We start from the raw sequence: 16603 nt of genomic DNA on the forward strand, positions 1-16603 counted from the left end.
CCCATGTTCCGGGATTAAGGTCGGACCCATGGAATTCCGACACCTCGGTCGCAGCGGTCTCAAGGTCAGCGAGATCAGCTACGGCAACTGGCTCACGCACGGCTCCCAGGTCGAGGAGGACGCCGCCAAGCAGTGCGTGCAGGCGGCTCTCGACGAGGGCATCACCACGTTCGACACCGCGGACGTCTACGCCGGCACCAAGGCGGAGGAAGTGCTCGGCCGGGCGTTGAAGGGCGTGCGCAGGGAGTCGCTGGAGATCTTCACCAAGGTCTACTGGCCGACCGGCCCCGGCCAGAACGACCGCGGCCTGTCCCGCAAGCACATCACCGAGTCCGTCAACGCCTCCCTGCGCCGCCTGCAGACGGACTACGTCGACCTCTACCAGGCGCACCGCTTCGACCACGAGACGCCGCTCGAGGAGACGCTCAAGACGTTCGACGACCTCGTCCGCCAGGGCAAGGTGCTCTACGTCGGCGTCAGCGAGTGGACCGCCGACCAGATCGCCCAGGCGCTGAAGATCGCCGACGAGATGGGCCTCGACCGCATCGTCTCCAACCAGCCCCAGTACTCGATGCTCTGGCGGGTCATCGAGGGCGAGATCGTGCCGCTGAGCGAGAAGGAGGGCGTGGGCCAGATCGTCTGGTCGCCGATCGCTCAGGGCGTGCTGACCGGGAAGTACCTGCCCGGCCAGCAGCCGCCGGAGGGCTCCCGGGCCACCGACGCCGCGGGCGGCAGCGCGATGATCGCCCGGTTCATGGACGACGACGTGCTGACCCGCGTACAGGATCTCAAGCCGATCGCCGCCGACCTGGGCCTCAGCATGGCGCAGCTGGCGATCGCCTGGGTGCTGCAGAACCCCAACGTCTCCAGCGCGATCGTCGGCGCCACGCGTCCGGAGCAGGTGCGCGACAACGTCAAGGCGGCGGGCGTCAAGCTGGACCAGGACGTGCTGCGGCGCATCGACGACGCGCTCGGCCCGATCGTCGAGCGCGACCCGGCCAAGACCACGAGCCCCCGCCCCCGGGCGTGACCCTCGTCACGCGCTGAGAGCGACAAAGAACCCCTTGGGCCGCGGCCGGGCCCAAGGGGTTCTTCCTCAGTTCGGGGGCTCACTCCTGGCGCAACGACAGTCCTGTGTACTCGACACGGTCCTCGTCGAGCAGGGCCACCTGTTCGACACCCGACTCGAGCAGGTCACGCCAGTTCTCGCCGAGCCAGGACTCCGCGTCCGCCTGGCTGGGGAAGACCTCTCGCGGCAAAGGGCGGTCCGTCACCTCACCACCACTTGCGTTCTCGTAACGCCACCGCCATGTCATGCCACACGCTCCTTCTCCGCGGGTTCGCCGGCGCGCCTTCCGACGGCAATCGAACCCTACCCGTGAACGACCGCCCGCAGCGGGCGGCGCTGAGCGGGCTCTCTGTACGCTCGGCGCGGTGGAAGTGCTTCTTTCCGGCACGGCGGGCGCGGCGGGCCGGCCCGAGCCCGGCTGCCGCTGCGTCTCCTGCCTCTCCTGCGACGGGCCGCCCGCCGGCCCCCGCCGTCCGTTCGAGGTCCTGGTGGACGGGCGCGTCCCTTTCCCCTTCGCCGACGTGCCGCCTGGCTATCGCGCCTGGGGCGGCGGGCTCGGGCTGACCGGCCCGGACGGCGGGGGGCTGCTGTGCGTGCCGCCCGGGCGGGAGCCGCCCGCGGACCTGCCCGACCGGCTCGACCTGGTGCTCATCGACCTGCTCGACCGGCCTGAACGCCTCGGCCTGCTGCGGCGTACGCATCCGGACGCGGCGGCGGTGGCCGTCGGGCTCGACCACCGGATCCGCTCGGAGTCGGAGCTGGACCGGCGGCTGCGCCTGTGGGGCGCCCTGGCCGTGCCGGACGGGACCGTGCTGCGGACGACCGTGCCGCGGACCTCGATGAGAAAAGCGGGGCCGAGGGTGTTGCTGCTGGGCGGGTCGCGTTCGGGCAAGTCGGCCGAGGCCGAGCTGAGGCTGGCGGCCGAGCCGTACGTGACCTACGTCGCCACCGGCCCCGGCGGCGCGGGGGACGGCGAGTGGGCGGCCCGCGTACGGGCGCACCGGGAGCGCCGGCCCGCGCACTGGGACACCGTCGAGACCACGGACCTGGTCGCGGCCCTCACGGAGGCCACCACGCCGCTGCTCGTCGACGGTCTCGGCACGTGGCTGGCGGCGGTGTTCGACGAGCACGGGGCGTGGGAGGGCGACCGGGCGCCGGTCCGGCGGCGGTGCGACGAGCTGGTGGCCGCCTGGCGGCAGGCGCCGCAGGCGGTGGTGGCGGTGTCGGACGAGGTGGGGATGGGCGTGGTGCCTGCCACGGCCAGCGGGCGCGCCTTCCGTGACGCCCTCGGGCGGCTGAACGAACGGCTCGCCGCCGAGTCGGAGCACGTCGCCCTCGTCGTCGCGGGCCGCGTCCTGGAGCTGTGAGAGGGCCTGTCAGGGCCGGAGGGCGCGGGCGTACCAGCGGCCGTCGAGCCGGTCCACGTGGAGGGGCCGGCCGAAGCACTCGGAGAGGTTCGCCGGCGTGAGCACGCCGCCCACGGGCCCGGCGGCCAGCACCCTGGCGTCGCGCATGAGCATGGCGTGGGTGGTCGTCGCCGGCACCTCCTCCAGGTGGTGGGTGACGGTGATGGTGGTGAGGACGGGCCGGGTGGCGGCGAGGTCCTCGACGGCGGTGATGAGGTCCTCGCGGGCCGGCAGGTCGAGCCCCGCGAACGGCTCGTCGAGCAGCAGCACCGCCGGATCGGCCATGAGCGCCCTCGCCACCCGGATCCGCGCCCGCTCGCCCTGGGAGCACACCCGGAACGGCCGGTCGGCGAGGTCCTTGCAGCCCAGGTCGGCGAGCAGCCGGTGGGCCCGCTCACGCTCGGAGTCGCCGTACTTGTCCCACAAGGGCGCGCTCGTCCCCGTGTGGCCGGTGAGCACCACGGTGAGGGCGGTCGCCCCCTCCTCCTCCAACAGCCCCTCGTCGACGAGCCGCTGGCTGGCCGCGACCAGGCCGAGGTGGCGGCGCAGCTCGCGCAGATCGACCCGGCCGAGCCGGTGGCCGAGCACCTTCACCACGCCCGCGCTGGGATGCCGTACGGCGGCGGCCAGCGAGAGCAGCGTCGTCTTGCCCGCGCCGTTGGGGCCGAGCACCACCCAGTGGTCGCCGTAGCCCACCTGCCAGTCCACGCCGTCCAGCAGCGTCTTGCCGGTGACCCGGACCGCCACGTCTTCGAGTTCAACCACGTGCATCCCGCCACCCTAGTGGCCCTAGGATCGTCCGCTATGCGGCGCCTCTTGGACGGACTGCGGTTCGCGACCGGGACGCTCAGCGTCTTCCCCGTCCGCGTCGAGCGGGTGGACCGGCAGGTCGCGGGGCAGGCGATGACGATGGCGCCGGTCATCGGGCTGGTGCTCGGCGCGGTCGCCGGGCTGCCGCTGCTCCTGCCCGTTCACCCGCTGCTGGGCGCGGCCCTTGCGGTCGGCCTGCTCGCGCTGCTGACCCGTGGCCTGCACCTTGACGGGCTGGCCGACCTGGCCGACGGCCTGGGCAGCGGCAAGCCCGCCGATCAGGCGCTCGGCATCATGAAGAAGTCGGACATCGGGCCGTTCGGCGTGATGACGCTGCTGCTCGTCCTGCTCGTGCAGGTGGCGGCGCTGGCGGGCACGGTCACGGGGTACGCGGCGCTGGTGACCGCCTGCGTGACGGGACGGCTGGCGCTGACCTGGGCCTGCCGGCCGGGCGTGCCCGCCGCCCGGCCGGACGGGCTGGGGGCGGCGGTCGCCGGATCGGTACGCCCCTCCGCCCCCTGGCTCGTCACCCTGGCCGCGCTGCTCGCCTTCGCGGGCCTCGGGCTGAGCATCCATGCCGGGACCTGGGACGGAGGGCCCCGTACGTGGGCGTCGGCCGTCACCGGGTGGCTGACCGGCGCGGACGAGCGGGCCCCCGAGCCCGGCGAGTCCTACGGAGGGCTCGCCAACTTCCTCGACTCCATGAAGGAGAGCGACCCCGGCTGGGAGCGCGGGTGGATGTCGGCCGGCGAGGTCGTCGTCGCCGACGGGACCGTGGGATGCGGACTGGGCCTGCCGGCGTTCCTCACCCTGCCGCTCGCCCTGCTCATCGGCCTGCTGGCCGCTCTGGCGCTGCTCCGGCGGGCCCGCCGCCGCCTCGGCGGGATCACCGGCGACGTCCTCGGCGCGCTGGTGGAGACCGCCACGGCGGCGACGCTGGTGGCGTACGCCGTCATGGGGTGAGACCGCAGGCTCGGACAGCGGGCTCGGACAGCGGGCTCGACGGCGGACTCAGACGGCGGACTCAGACGGCGGGCTCGGCCGTGGGCGCGGGCTCCTGGGGCGCCGGCGGGACGGGCGGGCGGGGCGGGGCGAACCGGAGCAGCACCGCGCCGACCACCGCGAGCAGCGCCCATCCCACCAGCCCGGTGATCCCGACCAGCACCTCGTTCGGCGGCGCGGCGGGGTCGCCGAGCAGGAGGACGTTGGCGGCGACGGCGTTCAGCGAGCCGTGGGCCACCACGGCGGGCCACACGCTCCCGGTGCGCAGCCGCAGCCAGCCGAACAGCACCCCGGCCAGCACGCAGAACCCGACGAAGAACAGCGCCGCCCACGACCCGAGCCGCGGGTAGTTGTAGCCGAGCAGGGTGAGCGGCGCGTGCCAGAGCCCCCAGATCGCGCCCGACAGCAGCAGCCCGGGCAGGACGCCGCCCGCCTTGACGAGCCGGGGCAGCAGCCAGCCGCGCCAGCCCCACTCCTCGCCGAGCGCCGGGATGGCGTTCAGCAGGGGGCCGGCGACCACGCCGAGCACGAACTGCAGCGCGAACACCTGCCCGAGGTCGTCGGGGACGGGCACGCCGCGCGACTCGTACACCTGGCGCAGCAGGCCCAGCCCGTCGAGGTCCAGGGTCAGTAGCCCGGCCGCGACGCTGACCGCCGCCGCCGCGAAGATCAGCAGGGGCACCCCGATCCAGGTGCCGAGGACGTACAGGCCGGTGCGGCCCTTGCGGTCGCCGAGCGTGAGCCCGGTCTCCCTGGCCCACTGACGGAACGGCGCGCGGGTGAGCGCCCATGCCCCGAGCACGCCCACGGTGGGCGTGAACATCATCAGCGTGGCCGCCACGGTGGTCAGGGGCGAGCCGAGCCCGCCGTCGAGCCAGACGGGCAGCGCCACCGCCCAGGAGAGCCCGAAGGCGAGGACGAGGAAGGCGATGAGAGGCTTTTTCATGATTCCACCCGCTCCGCGATGAGGGCATTGATGAGGGAGGCGCCGCGCGCCGCGTCGTCCACGCTGACGGCCAGCCGGCCCCCGGTCCGGTAGCCGATGACCAGGCACTCGCCGCCGCGCAGCATGATGGTGGCCCCGCCGGGCAGGCCGCGGAAGCCCCATCCGCCGACCTGGCTGGGGTAGCGCTCCTCCGACCAGGCCGACTCGATCTTCGACAGCGGGATGCGGCGGGCCGGCACCCGCAGCAGCCCGATGCCGATGACGACGCGGTCGCCGCTGACGCGGACCGACGCCTGGGTGGTCAGCAGCCCGACCACCAGGACGATGAGCAGGCCGGGCAGGATCGGGCCCACCACGTTCCCGTCGGTCACGCCGAGCAGCCCGAGCGCGGCGAGCACGAGGAGCACGGCGGCGTCGGCCACGGTGATCAGGGCCAGCCAGGGGTTGAAGACGTGGCCGACCCAGACGGCCCGCTGGCCCGGCCGCAGGCGCAGGCTCGGCGGCTCCCTGCGCTCGTCGGAGAGCGCGTCCGGCCCTCCCCTGCCGAGGTAGCCCGCGAGCACCGCGGCGGCGAGCGCGGCGGCGATGACCAGCAGCGGGTGCACGACCTCGAGCTCGGCCCGCGTCCAGTCGGTGACGTCGAGGTTGGCGAGGACGCTGGAGAGGTTGATGCCCAGGGCGAGCACGCTCAGCCCGAACAACGCGCCCCACCACGCCATGCGGCCCTGCCGGCGGGCCAGCGTCCGCCCTTCGACGGCCGTGACCAGCGCCACGATCCAGGGCACCACCCAGAACAGGGTCACCGTGAGCACGTAGGCGGTGAAGGACTGTGAGCCGTCGGGCCGGTCGCCGGGGCCCCAGTGCGTGGCCATGGGGTCGGGCAGCCGGTCACGCACGGCGAGGGGCAGCCCTATCTGCGCGGCGGTCACGAGCAGGCCCCAGGCCGTCGCCGTCACTCGGGGGTTCATGGGAGCTCCTCCAGGATCGTGATGAGGTCGTCACGGCCGTAGCCGTATCTCCGGGCCTCCTCCAGCAGCTCTCTGGCGCGCTGGACGAGCAGGGCGCGGCCGGCGACCTGCTCGGTGGCCGGTCCCGCGACGCTGACGCCCCGGCCGCGCCGGAACTCCAGCAGGCCCTCGTCGCGCAGGTCGCGCAGCGCGCGCAGCACGGTGTTGGGGTTGATGCCGAGCGCCTGGGCGAGGTCCCTGGCGGGAGGCAGGCGGTCTCCCGGGAGGTAGGAGCCGTCCCCGATGGCGCGCCGGATGGCGCCGGCGACCTGCTCGTGCAGGGGCCGTGCGTCATTGAGATCGAGCGTCAGCAGCATGATGCTAATGACACTAGCACCATGTCTCAGAAAACGGCAGCCGACATTGATTTGTAGGATGAACCCCTGTTTGTGAGTAGCCAGAAGACGTGGATAGCATCGGTTTACGTGACCACTGTGCGGCTGAACTCAGCAGATCCCGTCTCTTTCGACACCGACGCGTTGATCGTCGGCTTCACGGCGGGCCAGGACGGACCCACCCCCGCGGGCGTCGAGTCCCTCGACGCGGCCTTCGGCGGCAAGCTGGCCGCCTCGCTCGGCGCGGTCGCCTTCTCCGGCAAGAGCGGCGAGCTGGCCAAGCTGCCCACCTTCGGCGCCGTCACCGCCCCGCTGCTGGTCGCGGTCGGCCTCGGCGACTCCTACGACGCCGAGGCCCTGCGCAGGGCCGCGGGCGCCGCCGTCCGCTCGCTGGCCGGCACCGCCCGCGCCGCGCTCGCGCTGCCCGCGGGCACGCCCGAGGAGGCCGAGGCCGTCGCGCTCGGCGCCCTGCTGGGCGCCTACTCCTTCAGCCGCTACCGCACCACCGGCGACCAGAAGGAGCCCGTGGCCGAGCTGACCGTGCTCTCCGGGCAGCCCGAGTCCGCTACTGAGCGCGCGCAGGTGCTGGCCGCGTCCGTCACGCTCGTCCGCGACCTGGTCAACACGCCGCCCTCCGACCTGTGGCCGGCGAAGTTCGCCGAGATCGCCGAGCAGGTGGGCGGCGAGGCCGGGCTGAGCGTCGAGGTGCTCGACGACAAGCAGCTGCGCGACGGCGGCTACGGCGGCCTCATCGGCGTCGGCCAGGGCTCGGTCAACCCGCCCCGGCTGGTCCGCCTGTCCTACACCCACCCCGAGGCCACCAAGACCCTCGCGTACGTCGGCAAGGGCATCACCTTCGACTCGGGCGGCCTGTCGCTCAAGCCGTCCGCGGCCATGGACTGGATGAAGTCCGACATGGGCGGCGCGGGCGCGGTGTTCGGCGCGCTGGTCGGCATCGCCCGCCTCGGCCTGCCGGTCAACGCCGTCGGCTACCTCTGCCTGGCCGAGAACCTCCCGAGCGGCACCGCGCAGCGCCCCTCCGACGTCCTCCACAGCTACAGCGGCAAGACCGTCGAGGTGCTCGACACCGACGCCGAGGGCCGCCTGGTGCTGATGGACGGCATCGCCCGCGCCGCCGAGGACGGCCCCGACCTCATCGTCGACGTCGCCACCCTCACCGGCGCGCAGATCGTCGCGCTCGGCTGGCGCACGGCCGGCGTCATGGCCAACGACGACGCGATCAGGGAGCTGGTCGTCGAGGCCGCCGGCGCCGCCGGCGAGAACGCCTGGGGCATGCCGCTGCCCGAGGAGCTGCGCAAGGGCCTCGACTCCCCGATCGCCGACATCGCCAACCTCCACCCCGAGCGCTTCGGCGGCATGCTGACCGCCGGCATCTTCCTCAAGGAGTTCGTGCCGGACGGCGTGCGCTGGGCCCACATCGACATGGCCGGGCCCGCGTTCAACAAGGGCGAGCCGTACGGATACGTCCCCAAGGGCGGCACCGGCGCGATCACCCGCACCCTGATCGGACTCGCCGAGCGGCACGCGAGCATCTGAAACAGATGAAAAGATGAGCCATCACGAACACCCCGACCAAGGAGCCTTCCTGTGGCCTACGACATCGTCGTCCTAGGTGGCGGCAGCGGCGGTTACGCCTGCGCGCTGAGGGCCGCCGAGCTGGGCAAGTCGGTCGTCCTGATCGAGAAGGACAAGATCGGCGGCACCTGCCTCCACCGGGGGTGCATCCCCACGAAGGCGCTGCTGCACTCGGCCGAGGTCGCCGACGAGACCCGCGAGAGCGCCTCCTACGGCGTCAGGGCCCGCTTCGAGGGCATCGACGTCCAAGGCGTGCACGCCTTCAAGGACAAGATCGTCACGCGGGCCTGGAAGGGCGTGCAGGGCCTGCTCAAGGGCGCGGGCGTGACGGTCGTCGAGGGCGAGGGCCGGCTCATCGGCCCTGACCGGGTGCAGGTGGGCGAGGAGGTCTACGAGGGCCGCAACCTCGTCCTCGCCACCGGCTCGGCCCCGCGGTCGCTGCCCGGTCTGGAGATCGACGGCGAACGCGTCATCACCAGCGAGCACACGCTGCGCATGGACCACGTGCCGAGCTCGGTGATCGTTCTCGGCGGCGGCGTGATCGGCGTCGAGCTGGCCAGCGTCTACCGCTCCTTCGGCGCCGAGGTGACCATCGTCGAGGCGCTGCCGCATCTGCTGCCCGCCGAGGAGGAGTCGAGCTCCAAGCTGCTGGAGCGGGCCTTCCGCCGCCGCGGCATCAAGTACGAGCTGGGCGTCTTCTTCGACGGCGTCAAGACCACCGAGACGGGCGTCGTGGTCACCCTGGCCAACGGCAAGACGCTCGACGCCGAGCTGCTGCTCGTCGCCGTCGGGCGCGGCCCGGTCTCGGCCGGCATGGGATTCGAGGAGCAGGGCGTCACCGTCGAGCGCGGCGCGGTCGTGGTCGACGAGCACTGCCGCACCTCGGTCCCGGGCGTCTACGCCATTGGCGACCTGATCCCGACGCCGCAGCTCGCCCACGCCGGCTTCGCCGAGGGGATCATGGTGGCCGAGCACATCGCCGGCCTCAACCCGCCGCCCATCAACTACGACGGCGTGCCGCGCATCACCTACTCCGACCCCGAGGTGGCCTCGGTCGGCATCACCTCGGCCCAGGCCGCCGAGCGCGGCATCGAGATCGTCGAGCAGGTCTACGACCTCGCGGGCAACCCCAAGAGCCAGATCCTCGGCACCTCCGGCGCGGTGAAGGTCATCGCCCAGAAGGACGGCCCGGTCGTCGGTGTCCACATGGTGGGCCGGCGCATCGGCGAGCTCGTCACGGAGGGCCAGCTGATCTACAACTGGGAGGCGCTGCCCTCAGAGGTCGCCCAGCTCATCCACGCACACCCGACCCAGTCCGAGGCGATGGGTGAGGCGATGCTGGCCCTGGCCGGCAAGCCGCTGCACGTACACAACTAGTCCAGCCCTCGAGATCAGAACGCGAGAGAAGAATAACGATGCCGGTCTCCGTACAGATGCCCCAGCTCGGCGAGAGCGTGACCGAGGGCACCGTAACCCGTTGGCTGAAGAAGGAGGGCGAGCGCGTCGAGGCCGACGAGCCGCTCCTCGAAGTGTCCACCGACAAGGTCGACACCGAGATCCCGTCGCCGTCCGCGGGTGTCCTCACGAAGATCGTCGTCGCCGAGGACGAGACGGTCGAGGTCGGCGCGGAGCTGGCCGTCATCGACGAGAACGCCCAGGAGGGCGCGGCCGCCCCGGCCGCCGAGGCCCCGGCGCCGCAGGCCCAGCCCGAGCCGGAGCCCGAGCCCGAGCCGGCCCCTGCTCCGCAGGCCTCCTCCATCCCGCAGCCGGCGCCCGCGCAGCCGACGCCGCCGCCCGCCCCGGCCCCGCAGCCGGCCCCGCAGGCCCAGGCGCCGGCCCAGGCTCCGGCTCAGCCGGCCGCCGAGCCCACGCCGATCCCGTCGTCCGGCGAGAGCCCCTACGTCACGCCGCTGGTGCGCAAGCTCGCCAACGAGCACGGCGTGGACCTCGAGGCGATCAGCGGCACCGGTGTGGGCGGCCGCATCCGCAAGCAGGACGTGCTGGAGGCCGCCAAGGCGCAGCGCGAGAAGGCGGCGGCCCCGGCCGCCCCGGCTCCCGCCGCCGCCCAGGCCGCTCCCGCCGCCCAGGCTCCGGCCGCGCAGGCCCCGGCCGCCGCGGCGCCCGAGGCGGTCGAGGTCGACACCACGCTGCGCGGACGCACCGAGAAGATGACGCGGCTGCGTCAGACCATCGCCAAGCGCATGGTCGAGTCGCTGCAGACCGCCGCGCAGCTCACCTCGGTCGTCGAGGTCGACGTCACCAAGATCGCGCAGCTGCGGGCGCGGGCGAAGGACGACTTCTTCCGCCGCGAGGGCGCGAAGCTGACCTTCACCCCGTTCTTCGCGATGGCCACGATCGAGGCGCTCAAGCAGCACCCCAAGCTCAACGCCACGATCAACAACGAGACCAACGAGGTCACCTACTTCGACGTCGAGAACCTCGGCATGGCGGTCGACACCGAGCGCGGCCTGCTCGCCGCGGTCATCAAGAACGCCGGCGACCTCAACCTGGCCGGCCTGGCCCGTAAGATCACCGACCTCGCCGAGCGCACCCGCAACAACCAGGTGACGCCCGACGAGATCACCGGCGGCACGTTCACGCTGACCAACACCGGCAGCCGCGGCGCGCTGTTCGACACCCCGATCCTCAACCAGCCGCAGGTCGGCATGCTCGGCACGGGCGCGGTCGTCAAGCGTCCCGTCGTGCTCGACACGCAGGAGGGCGAGGTCATCGCGGTGCGCTCGATGGTCTACCTCGCGCTGACCTACGACCACCGCCTGGTCGACGGCGCCGACGCCGCCCGCTTCCTCACGACGATCAAGCGTCGTCTGGAGGAGGGCCGCTTCGAGGCGCAGCTCGGCCTCGCGTAAGGCTCCACCCGGACGGCCGGGCGTTCCCCTCGGGGGCGCCCGGCCGTTCGTGTCCCAGCGGCGGGAAGCGGCGCCTGCGGGCGTACTGTGAGGTCATGGGGATCATCGTGACGGGGGCGTCGGGGCTGCTGGGGACGGCGCTGACCGAGGCGCTGCGGGCCGAGGGGCGTGAGGTCGTGCGCCTGGTGCGCAGGCCGGCCCGCGGTCCGGGAGAGGTGTCCTGGCGGCCGGGCGAGCGGCTCTCCGGCCTGGACGCGCTGGAGGGCGCCGAGGCGGCCGTGCACCTCGCGGGCGCGTCCATCGGCGACCGGCGCTGGAGCGAGGCTTACAAGCGGGAGCTGGTCACCAGCCGGGTGGACAGCACCCGCACGCTGGTCGGCGCGCTGCGCGAGCTGTCCAGCCCGCCCGAGGTGCTGCTGTCGGCCTCCGGGGTCGACTTCTACGGCGACACCGGCGACAGGGAGATCGACGAGAGCGCCGGCAAAGGCGCCGGTTTCCTGGCCGACCTGTGCGGGCGGTGGGAGGGCGAGGCGGTGCGGGCCGAGGAGGCCGGCGTCCGCACCGTGCTGCTGCGCAGCGGGCTCGTGCTGAGCAAGCGGGGCGGGGCGCTCAGCCGCGTCCTGCCGCTGTTCAGGATGGGCCTCGGGGCGCCGCTGGGCACCGGCCGCCAGTACTGGTCGTGGATCACCGTGGCCGACTGGGTGGGGGCGGTGCTGCACCTGATCAGGGAGCGGGAGGTGCGCGGGCCGGTCAACCTCACCTCGCCCTCCCCCGTCACCAACACCGAGTTCACCCGTACGCTGGCGAAGGCGGTCGGCAGGAGCGCCATGCCGATCCCGGTGCCGGCGTTCGCGCTCTCGCTCGGCCTCGGCGAGTTCGCCCGCGCGGGGCTGCTGCCCAGTCACCGCGTCCTGCCGGGCAGGCTGGCGGACAGCGGCTACCGCTTCGCTCATACCCGACTCGACGCGGCGCTGAGCGCCGTACTCTAGTGGCCGTTCGTTTCTCTGCAGGTGGGGAGTCCCAGATGACACGGTCAGGCCAGTCGCACATCCTCGCGATCGGGGGCGGCTCGTTCCGCCCGAGCCCGCGCTACTCGTTCGTGGAGGCGAGCGGGCTGCTGCGCTACGGCCTGGACCTGACCGGCCAGGACCGCCCCAAGCTGGGACTGCTGGCGACCGCCGTGGGCGACGACGCCGACTGGATCTTGAAGATGTACGGCGCGTTCGCCGGCTGGGACGTCGAGGTGAGCCATCTGACGGTGTTCCCGATGCCCAATGTGCCCGATCCCAGAGCCTGGTTGCTGGAACAGGACATGATCTATGTGAGCGGCGGCAGCGTGGCCAACCTGATGGCGCTGTGGCGGCTGCACGGCCTGGACGAGGCGCTGACCGAGGCGTGGCGGGCCGGGGTGGTCCTGTCGGGGCAGAGCGCGGGCGCGCTGTGCTGGCACGTGGGCGGCAACACCGACTCCTTCGGCCCCGAGCTGCGCGTGTGGGCCGACGGCCTGGGTCTGCTCCCCTACTCCTGCGGCGTCCACTACGACTCCGACCCGCAGCGCCGCCCGCTGCTGCAGCAGTCGGTGGCGAGCGGCGAGCTGCCCGGCGGCTACGCCGCCGACGAGGGCGTCGCCCTGCACTACGTGGGCACCGAGTTCATCCAGGCGGTGAGCGTCGCGCCCGGCGGCTACGCCTACAAGCTGGAGCACGACGGGGCCGGCGGGGTCAAGGAGTTGCGGATCGAACCGCGCATGCTGACCCCCTGAATTTCCTTCAAGGGTGAGGGAACGGCACAATAGGCTCATGCGCCCCATCCCCGGGGACGATCCCCACGCACTGGCCATCGTCCGACTCGGCGTCGACGTCCCCTACGAGCAGGCCTGGTCGCTCCAGCGCTGGGCGCACGGCAAACGGGTGGCGGGCGAGCTGCCCGACACCGTCCTGTTCCTGGAGCACGCGCCCGTCTACACGGCGGGCAAGCGCACCGCGCCCGCCGAGCGTCCCTCCGACGGCACCCCGGTCGTCGACGTCGACCGGGGCGGCCGGCTCACCTGGCACGGCCCGGGGCAGCTCGTGGCCTACCCGATCGTCGGCGTCACCGACGTGGTGGCCTACATCTGCCGCCTGGAGGAGACGATGATCCAGGTGTGCGCCGACTTCGGCGTCTCGGCCCGCCGGGTGACCGGCCGGGCCGGGGTGTGGGCGATCGGCGACCCCGCGCTGGGGCTGCCCGACCGGCAGCTCGGCGCGGTCGGCATCCGGGTCGCCCGCGGCGTCAGCATGCACGGCTTCGCGCTCAACTGCGCCAACGACCCCCGCTGGTTCAACCGCATCGCGCCGTGCGGGCTGCCCGACGTGGGCGTCTCCTCGCTGTCGGCCGAGACCGGCCGCCGCATCGTGGCCGAGGAGGTCATGCCGATCGCGGAGAAGCGGCTGGCCGAGGCGCTCGGCAAGGAGGGCTTCGAGCTGCACGAGGAGGACCTGCTCCGACGGTGACCGAATCGCAGCCGAGCACCGGCCGAACGATGACGTTTCCAGATTTACCATCACCCGTGTGAAGCGCCTCATCGCTCTCGTCCTCGCGCTGCTGGTGCACCTGATGACGCTGAGCTTCGCCGCGCTCGGCGGGTGGGCCATCGCCGCCCACGTCACCTCGCCGCTCGCCTGGCTGCTCGGCGGGCTGAGCCTGGCCGTGGCCTGGGTACTGCGTCCACGTCTGCGGGCCATGGCGGGCGACGCCGAGGTGCTGGAGCGCGCGGCGGCGCCCGAGCTGTACGCGCTGGCCGACCGGGTCGCCGACCGGATCCGCGTGCCCCGGCCGCGCGAGGTGGCGGTGCGCGACCTCGCGACCGACACCTGGTACGGCCGCGTGGGCCCGCTCCGCCGCCCGGTGCTGGTGATCGGGCTGCCGCTGTGGCTGGCTCTGCCCGCCCGGCAGCGGGTGACGCTGCTGGCGCTCGCGTACGCGCGGGTGCCGACCCGCGAGGAGCTGGTGGTCGGCGGGGCGATGGAGACGCTGGACGCCTGGCGTGACGCGCTCATGGAGGCCGCCCCGCTGCGCGTGCGGGAGGAGGCCCAGACGAAGATCACCGCCTCGTCGCTGGGGATCGCCGACCAGCCGGGCACCGCGTACGAGGTGGCGGGCTTCTTCGGCCGCCTGCTCGGCCGGGTGCTCGGCGGCCCGGTGCTGCTCGCCAGGTACGCGCTGGCGCGGCTGGCCCCCGCGAGCGAGGCGGCGGCCCGGCGGAGGCAGCGGGAGCTGGCCCTGCGCGCGGCCTCGCCCGAGGAGCTGGCCGAGCTGGAGGAGCTGGCCGCCGGCCACGGCTACCTGGCGCCGATCCAGGCGGCGGCGCTGCGCGGCGAGAGCGTGGCCGCGATCAGGGAGGGCGCGCTGACCCGATTCCTGCTCACCGAGGACGGCGTGCTCACCTCCGCGCCCGACGGCGAACTGCTCGGCGGCGCCGCCTCCGGCCGGATCGACGAGGAGCTGCGCGCCCATTACGCGCGGGCGATCCGCGGCTTCGGCCTCATCTCCTGACCCGCGGCCGGGTGAGCCCGGACACGGACGTAAGCTGGGGACGTGACCGTTGCTCCTGAAGGCCGAAAGCTCCTCCGCCTGGAGGTGCGCAACGCCGAGACCCCTATCGAGCGCAAGCCCCCGTGGATCAAGACCAAGCTGAAGACGGGCCCCGAATACACCGAGCTGAAATCGCTCGTGCGCCGCGAGGGCCTGCACACGGTCTGTGAAGAGGCGGGCTGTCCCAATATCTACGAGTGCTGGGAAGACCGCGAGGCGACGTTCCTCATCGGCGGCGACCAGTGCACGCGCCGGTGCGACTTCTGCCAGATCGACACGGGCAAGCCGAAGGAGTACGACCGCGACGAGCCGCGCAGGGTCGCCGAGTCCGTCCAGCAGATGGGCCTGAAGTACGCGACCGTGACCGGCGTCGCCCGCGACGACCTGCCCGACGGCGGCGCCTGGCTCTACGCCGAGACCGCCCGTCAGATCCACGCGCTGCTGCCCGGCTGCGGCGTCGAGCTGCTGGTCCCCGACTTCAACGGCGACCGCGACCAGCTGGAGGAGGTCTTCTCCAGCAAGCCCGAGGTGTTCGCCCACAACGTCGAGACGGTGCCGCGCATCTTCAAGCGCATCCGTCCCGCCTTCCGCTACGAGCGCTCGCTCAAGGTGATCACGATGGCCCGCGAGGCCGGGCTGGTCACCAAGTCCAACCTCATCCTCGGCATGGGCGAGACCCGCGAGGAGATCGTCGAGGCCATGCGCGACCTGCACGCGGCCGGCACCGACCTGCTGACGATCACCCAATACCTCCGGCCGACGCCGCGTCACCACCCGGTGGAGCGCTGGGTCAAGCCGGAGGAGTTCGTCGAGCTGCAGGCCGAGGCCGAGGCGATCGGCTTCGCCGGGGTGCTGTCCGGGCCGCTGGTCCGCTCGTCCTACCGGGCGGGCAGGCTCTACCAGCAGGCCATCGCGGCGCGTCAGAGCGCCTGAGACGGCCGGGGCGGGGCTCGGAGCGCGGCTCCGGGCCCCGCCCTCGTCTGCCGTCTCGTCTACCATGGCGGCACCACCGACGACGGGGTGATCATTCATGGGGGTGCTGGTCCGCACCAGCGAGTTACCTGCCGCGCGCCGCCACGAGGTGTGGCGGAGCGTCGTGTGCGACACGCTCGGCCCGCTCGACCTGCGCATCGATCCCGACGCCCCGCTGCGGGGCGAGATCGAGCTCGGCCGGCTCGGCCCGGTGGGGGTGGGCACCGTACGCACCTCGACGCCGCACAGCGTGCACCGCACGGCCGGCCAGATCGGCCAGGGCAACCCGGAGATCTACCGGGTGGTGCTGGCGCTGTCCGGCAGCCCGCGGCTGGCGCAGGCCGACCGGGCCACCCAGCTCAGCCGCGGCGAGTTCGCCATCTACGACTTCACCCGGCCCTACGAGCTGGCCTACGACAGCGCGGTGCGCCTCGCGGTGTTCAGCTTGCCGCGCGAGCTGCTCGCCCTGCCCGTCGACGCCGTCGCCGAGCTGGCCGCGGCCCCGATCGGCACGGAGTCGGGCGCGGGCGCGCTGGCCGTGCCGCTGCTGCGGCGGGTGGCCGCCGACCACGCCACCTACACGCCGGCCAGCGCCGCGCGGCTGTCGGCCGTGGTGATGGACCTGGTCGGCGCCGCGGTCGCCGAGCGGCTGGAGCTGACCCGGGCGCTGCCCGAGGACTCCCGGCAGCGCACTCTCCTGCTGCGCGTGCACGCCTTCATCGAGGAGCATCTCGGCGACGCCGAGCTCGACCCGGCCACGATCGCCGCCGCCTGCCACATCTCGCTCCGCTACCTGCACCGGCTGTTCGAGCCCGAGCAGACGACGGTCGCCGCCTGGATCCGGCAGCGGCGGCTGGAGCGCTGCCGCGCGGAGCTGGCCAGGGGCGGCACGGAGCCGGTGAGCGCGATCGCCGCCCGCTACGGGCTGCCGGACGCGGCGCACTTCAGCCGGCTGTTCCGGCGCGCGTACGGGATGTCGCCGGCGGAGTACCGCCGCGCCTCGGAAGTGCGCTGAAC

General features: G+C 73.2%; 17 protein-coding genes. 12 read left to right on the top strand and 5 right to left on the bottom strand.

The window, feature by feature from the left end; all coding sequences use genetic code 11:
• Positions 1–28 precede the first annotated feature (28 nt).
• Entirely contained in the window at positions 29–1030 is a 1002-nt protein-coding gene (locus tag BMW85_RS02850; protein WP_091076401.1) for an aldo/keto reductase family protein, read from the top strand.
• Positions 1031–1109: 79 nt separating this feature from the next.
• On the opposite strand, the gene BMW85_RS02855 is transcribed toward BMW85_RS02850, so the two are convergent.
• Entirely contained in the window at positions 1110–1316 is a 207-nt protein-coding gene (locus BMW85_RS02855; protein WP_091076403.1) for a hypothetical protein, read from the bottom strand.
• A gap of 118 nt (positions 1317–1434) precedes the next feature.
• Between BMW85_RS02855 and BMW85_RS02860 the strand changes: the two genes are divergently transcribed.
• Positions 1435–2436, top strand: a complete 1002-nt coding sequence (locus tag BMW85_RS02860) for a bifunctional adenosylcobinamide kinase/adenosylcobinamide-phosphate guanylyltransferase (protein WP_091076406.1) — start codon at positions 1435–1437, stop codon at positions 2434–2436.
• A 9-nt stretch (positions 2437–2445) separates the two neighbouring features.
• Here the strand turns inward: BMW85_RS02860 and BMW85_RS02865 are convergent, their stop codons facing one another.
• Positions 2446–3246: an ABC transporter ATP-binding protein gene (locus BMW85_RS02865; protein WP_091076408.1), complete on the bottom strand. Its 801-nt coding sequence runs from the start codon at positions 3244–3246 to the stop codon at positions 2446–2448.
• Between the two features lie 33 nt (positions 3247–3279).
• Here BMW85_RS02865 and BMW85_RS02870 point away from each other — a divergent pair, with 33 nt between their 5' ends.
• The gene (locus tag BMW85_RS02870; protein WP_091076410.1) at positions 3280–4248 is read left to right on the top strand and encodes an adenosylcobinamide-GDP ribazoletransferase; all 969 of its coding nucleotides are present in this window, start codon (positions 3280–3282) and stop codon (positions 4246–4248) included.
• A 61-nt stretch (positions 4249–4309) separates the two neighbouring features.
• On the opposite strand, the gene BMW85_RS02875 is transcribed toward BMW85_RS02870, so the two are convergent.
• The 3 genes from BMW85_RS02875 to BMW85_RS02885 are packed head-to-tail and all read right to left on the bottom strand — an operon-like array spanning position 4310 to position 6557.
• Entirely contained in the window at positions 4310–5233 is a 924-nt protein-coding gene (locus tag BMW85_RS02875; RefSeq protein ID WP_091076412.1) for a CPBP family intramembrane glutamic endopeptidase, read from the bottom strand.
• The gene (locus BMW85_RS02880; RefSeq protein WP_143082072.1) at positions 5230–6201 is read right to left on the bottom strand and encodes an SdpI family protein; all 972 of its coding nucleotides are present in this window, start codon (positions 6199–6201) and stop codon (positions 5230–5232) included. Before BMW85_RS02880 ends, BMW85_RS02875 begins: the two co-directional genes overlap by 4 nt.
• Entirely contained in the window at positions 6198–6557 is a 360-nt protein-coding gene (locus BMW85_RS02885; protein ID WP_091076417.1) for a GntR family transcriptional regulator, read from the bottom strand. The genes BMW85_RS02880 and BMW85_RS02885 overlap by 4 nt, the downstream gene beginning before the upstream one ends.
• Before the next feature lie 108 nt (positions 6558–6665).
• Here BMW85_RS02885 and BMW85_RS02890 point away from each other — a divergent pair, with 108 nt between their 5' ends.
• The 9 genes from BMW85_RS02890 to BMW85_RS02930 all read left to right on the top strand — a co-directional run bounded on the left by BMW85_RS02890 (position 6666) and on the right by BMW85_RS02930 (position 16601).
• Positions 6666–8132 carry a leucyl aminopeptidase gene (locus BMW85_RS02890; RefSeq protein WP_091076420.1) on the top strand — a complete coding sequence of 489 codons (1467 nt, stop codon included), beginning with the start codon at positions 6666–6668 and terminating at the stop codon, positions 8130–8132.
• Between the two features lie 51 nt (positions 8133–8183).
• Positions 8184–9548, top strand: a complete 1365-nt coding sequence (gene lpdA / locus BMW85_RS02895; protein ID WP_091076421.1) for a dihydrolipoyl dehydrogenase — start codon at positions 8184–8186, stop codon at positions 9546–9548.
• A gap of 38 nt (positions 9549–9586) precedes the next feature.
• Positions 9587–11041, top strand: a complete 1455-nt coding sequence (gene sucB, locus BMW85_RS02900; protein ID WP_091076424.1) for a 2-oxoglutarate dehydrogenase, E2 component, dihydrolipoamide succinyltransferase — start codon at positions 9587–9589, stop codon at positions 11039–11041.
• A 95-nt stretch (positions 11042–11136) separates the two neighbouring features.
• The gene (locus BMW85_RS02905) at positions 11137–12030 is read left to right on the top strand and encodes a TIGR01777 family oxidoreductase (protein WP_091076426.1); all 894 of its coding nucleotides are present in this window, start codon (positions 11137–11139) and stop codon (positions 12028–12030) included.
• A gap of 35 nt (positions 12031–12065) precedes the next feature.
• Entirely contained in the window at positions 12066–12803 is a 738-nt protein-coding gene (locus BMW85_RS02910) for a Type 1 glutamine amidotransferase-like domain-containing protein (protein ID WP_091076429.1), read from the top strand.
• Between the two features lie 37 nt (positions 12804–12840).
• On the top strand, positions 12841–13533 hold the full coding sequence (gene lipB, locus BMW85_RS02915) for a lipoyl(octanoyl) transferase LipB (protein ID WP_091076432.1): 693 nt from the start codon (positions 12841–12843) through the stop codon (positions 13531–13533).
• 58 nt (positions 13534–13591) lie between these two features.
• A complete protein-coding gene (locus tag BMW85_RS49200; RefSeq protein ID WP_091076435.1) occupies positions 13592–14575 on the top strand; it encodes a M48 family metallopeptidase in 984 nt (327 codons plus the stop codon).
• Positions 14576–14617: 42 nt separating this feature from the next.
• Positions 14618–15547 carry a lipoyl synthase gene (gene lipA, locus BMW85_RS02925; protein ID WP_091076437.1) on the top strand — a complete coding sequence of 310 codons (930 nt, stop codon included), beginning with the start codon at positions 14618–14620 and terminating at the stop codon, positions 15545–15547.
• Positions 15548–15644: 97 nt separating this feature from the next.
• Positions 15645–16601, top strand: a complete 957-nt coding sequence (locus BMW85_RS02930) for an AraC-like ligand-binding domain-containing protein (RefSeq protein WP_091076439.1) — start codon at positions 15645–15647, stop codon at positions 16599–16601.
• Positions 16602–16603 lie beyond the last annotated feature (2 nt).

The organism is Nonomuraea wenchangensis, from assembly GCF_900111685.1.
Classification (GTDB): domain Bacteria; phylum Actinomycetota; class Actinomycetes; order Streptosporangiales; family Streptosporangiaceae; genus Nonomuraea; species Nonomuraea wenchangensis.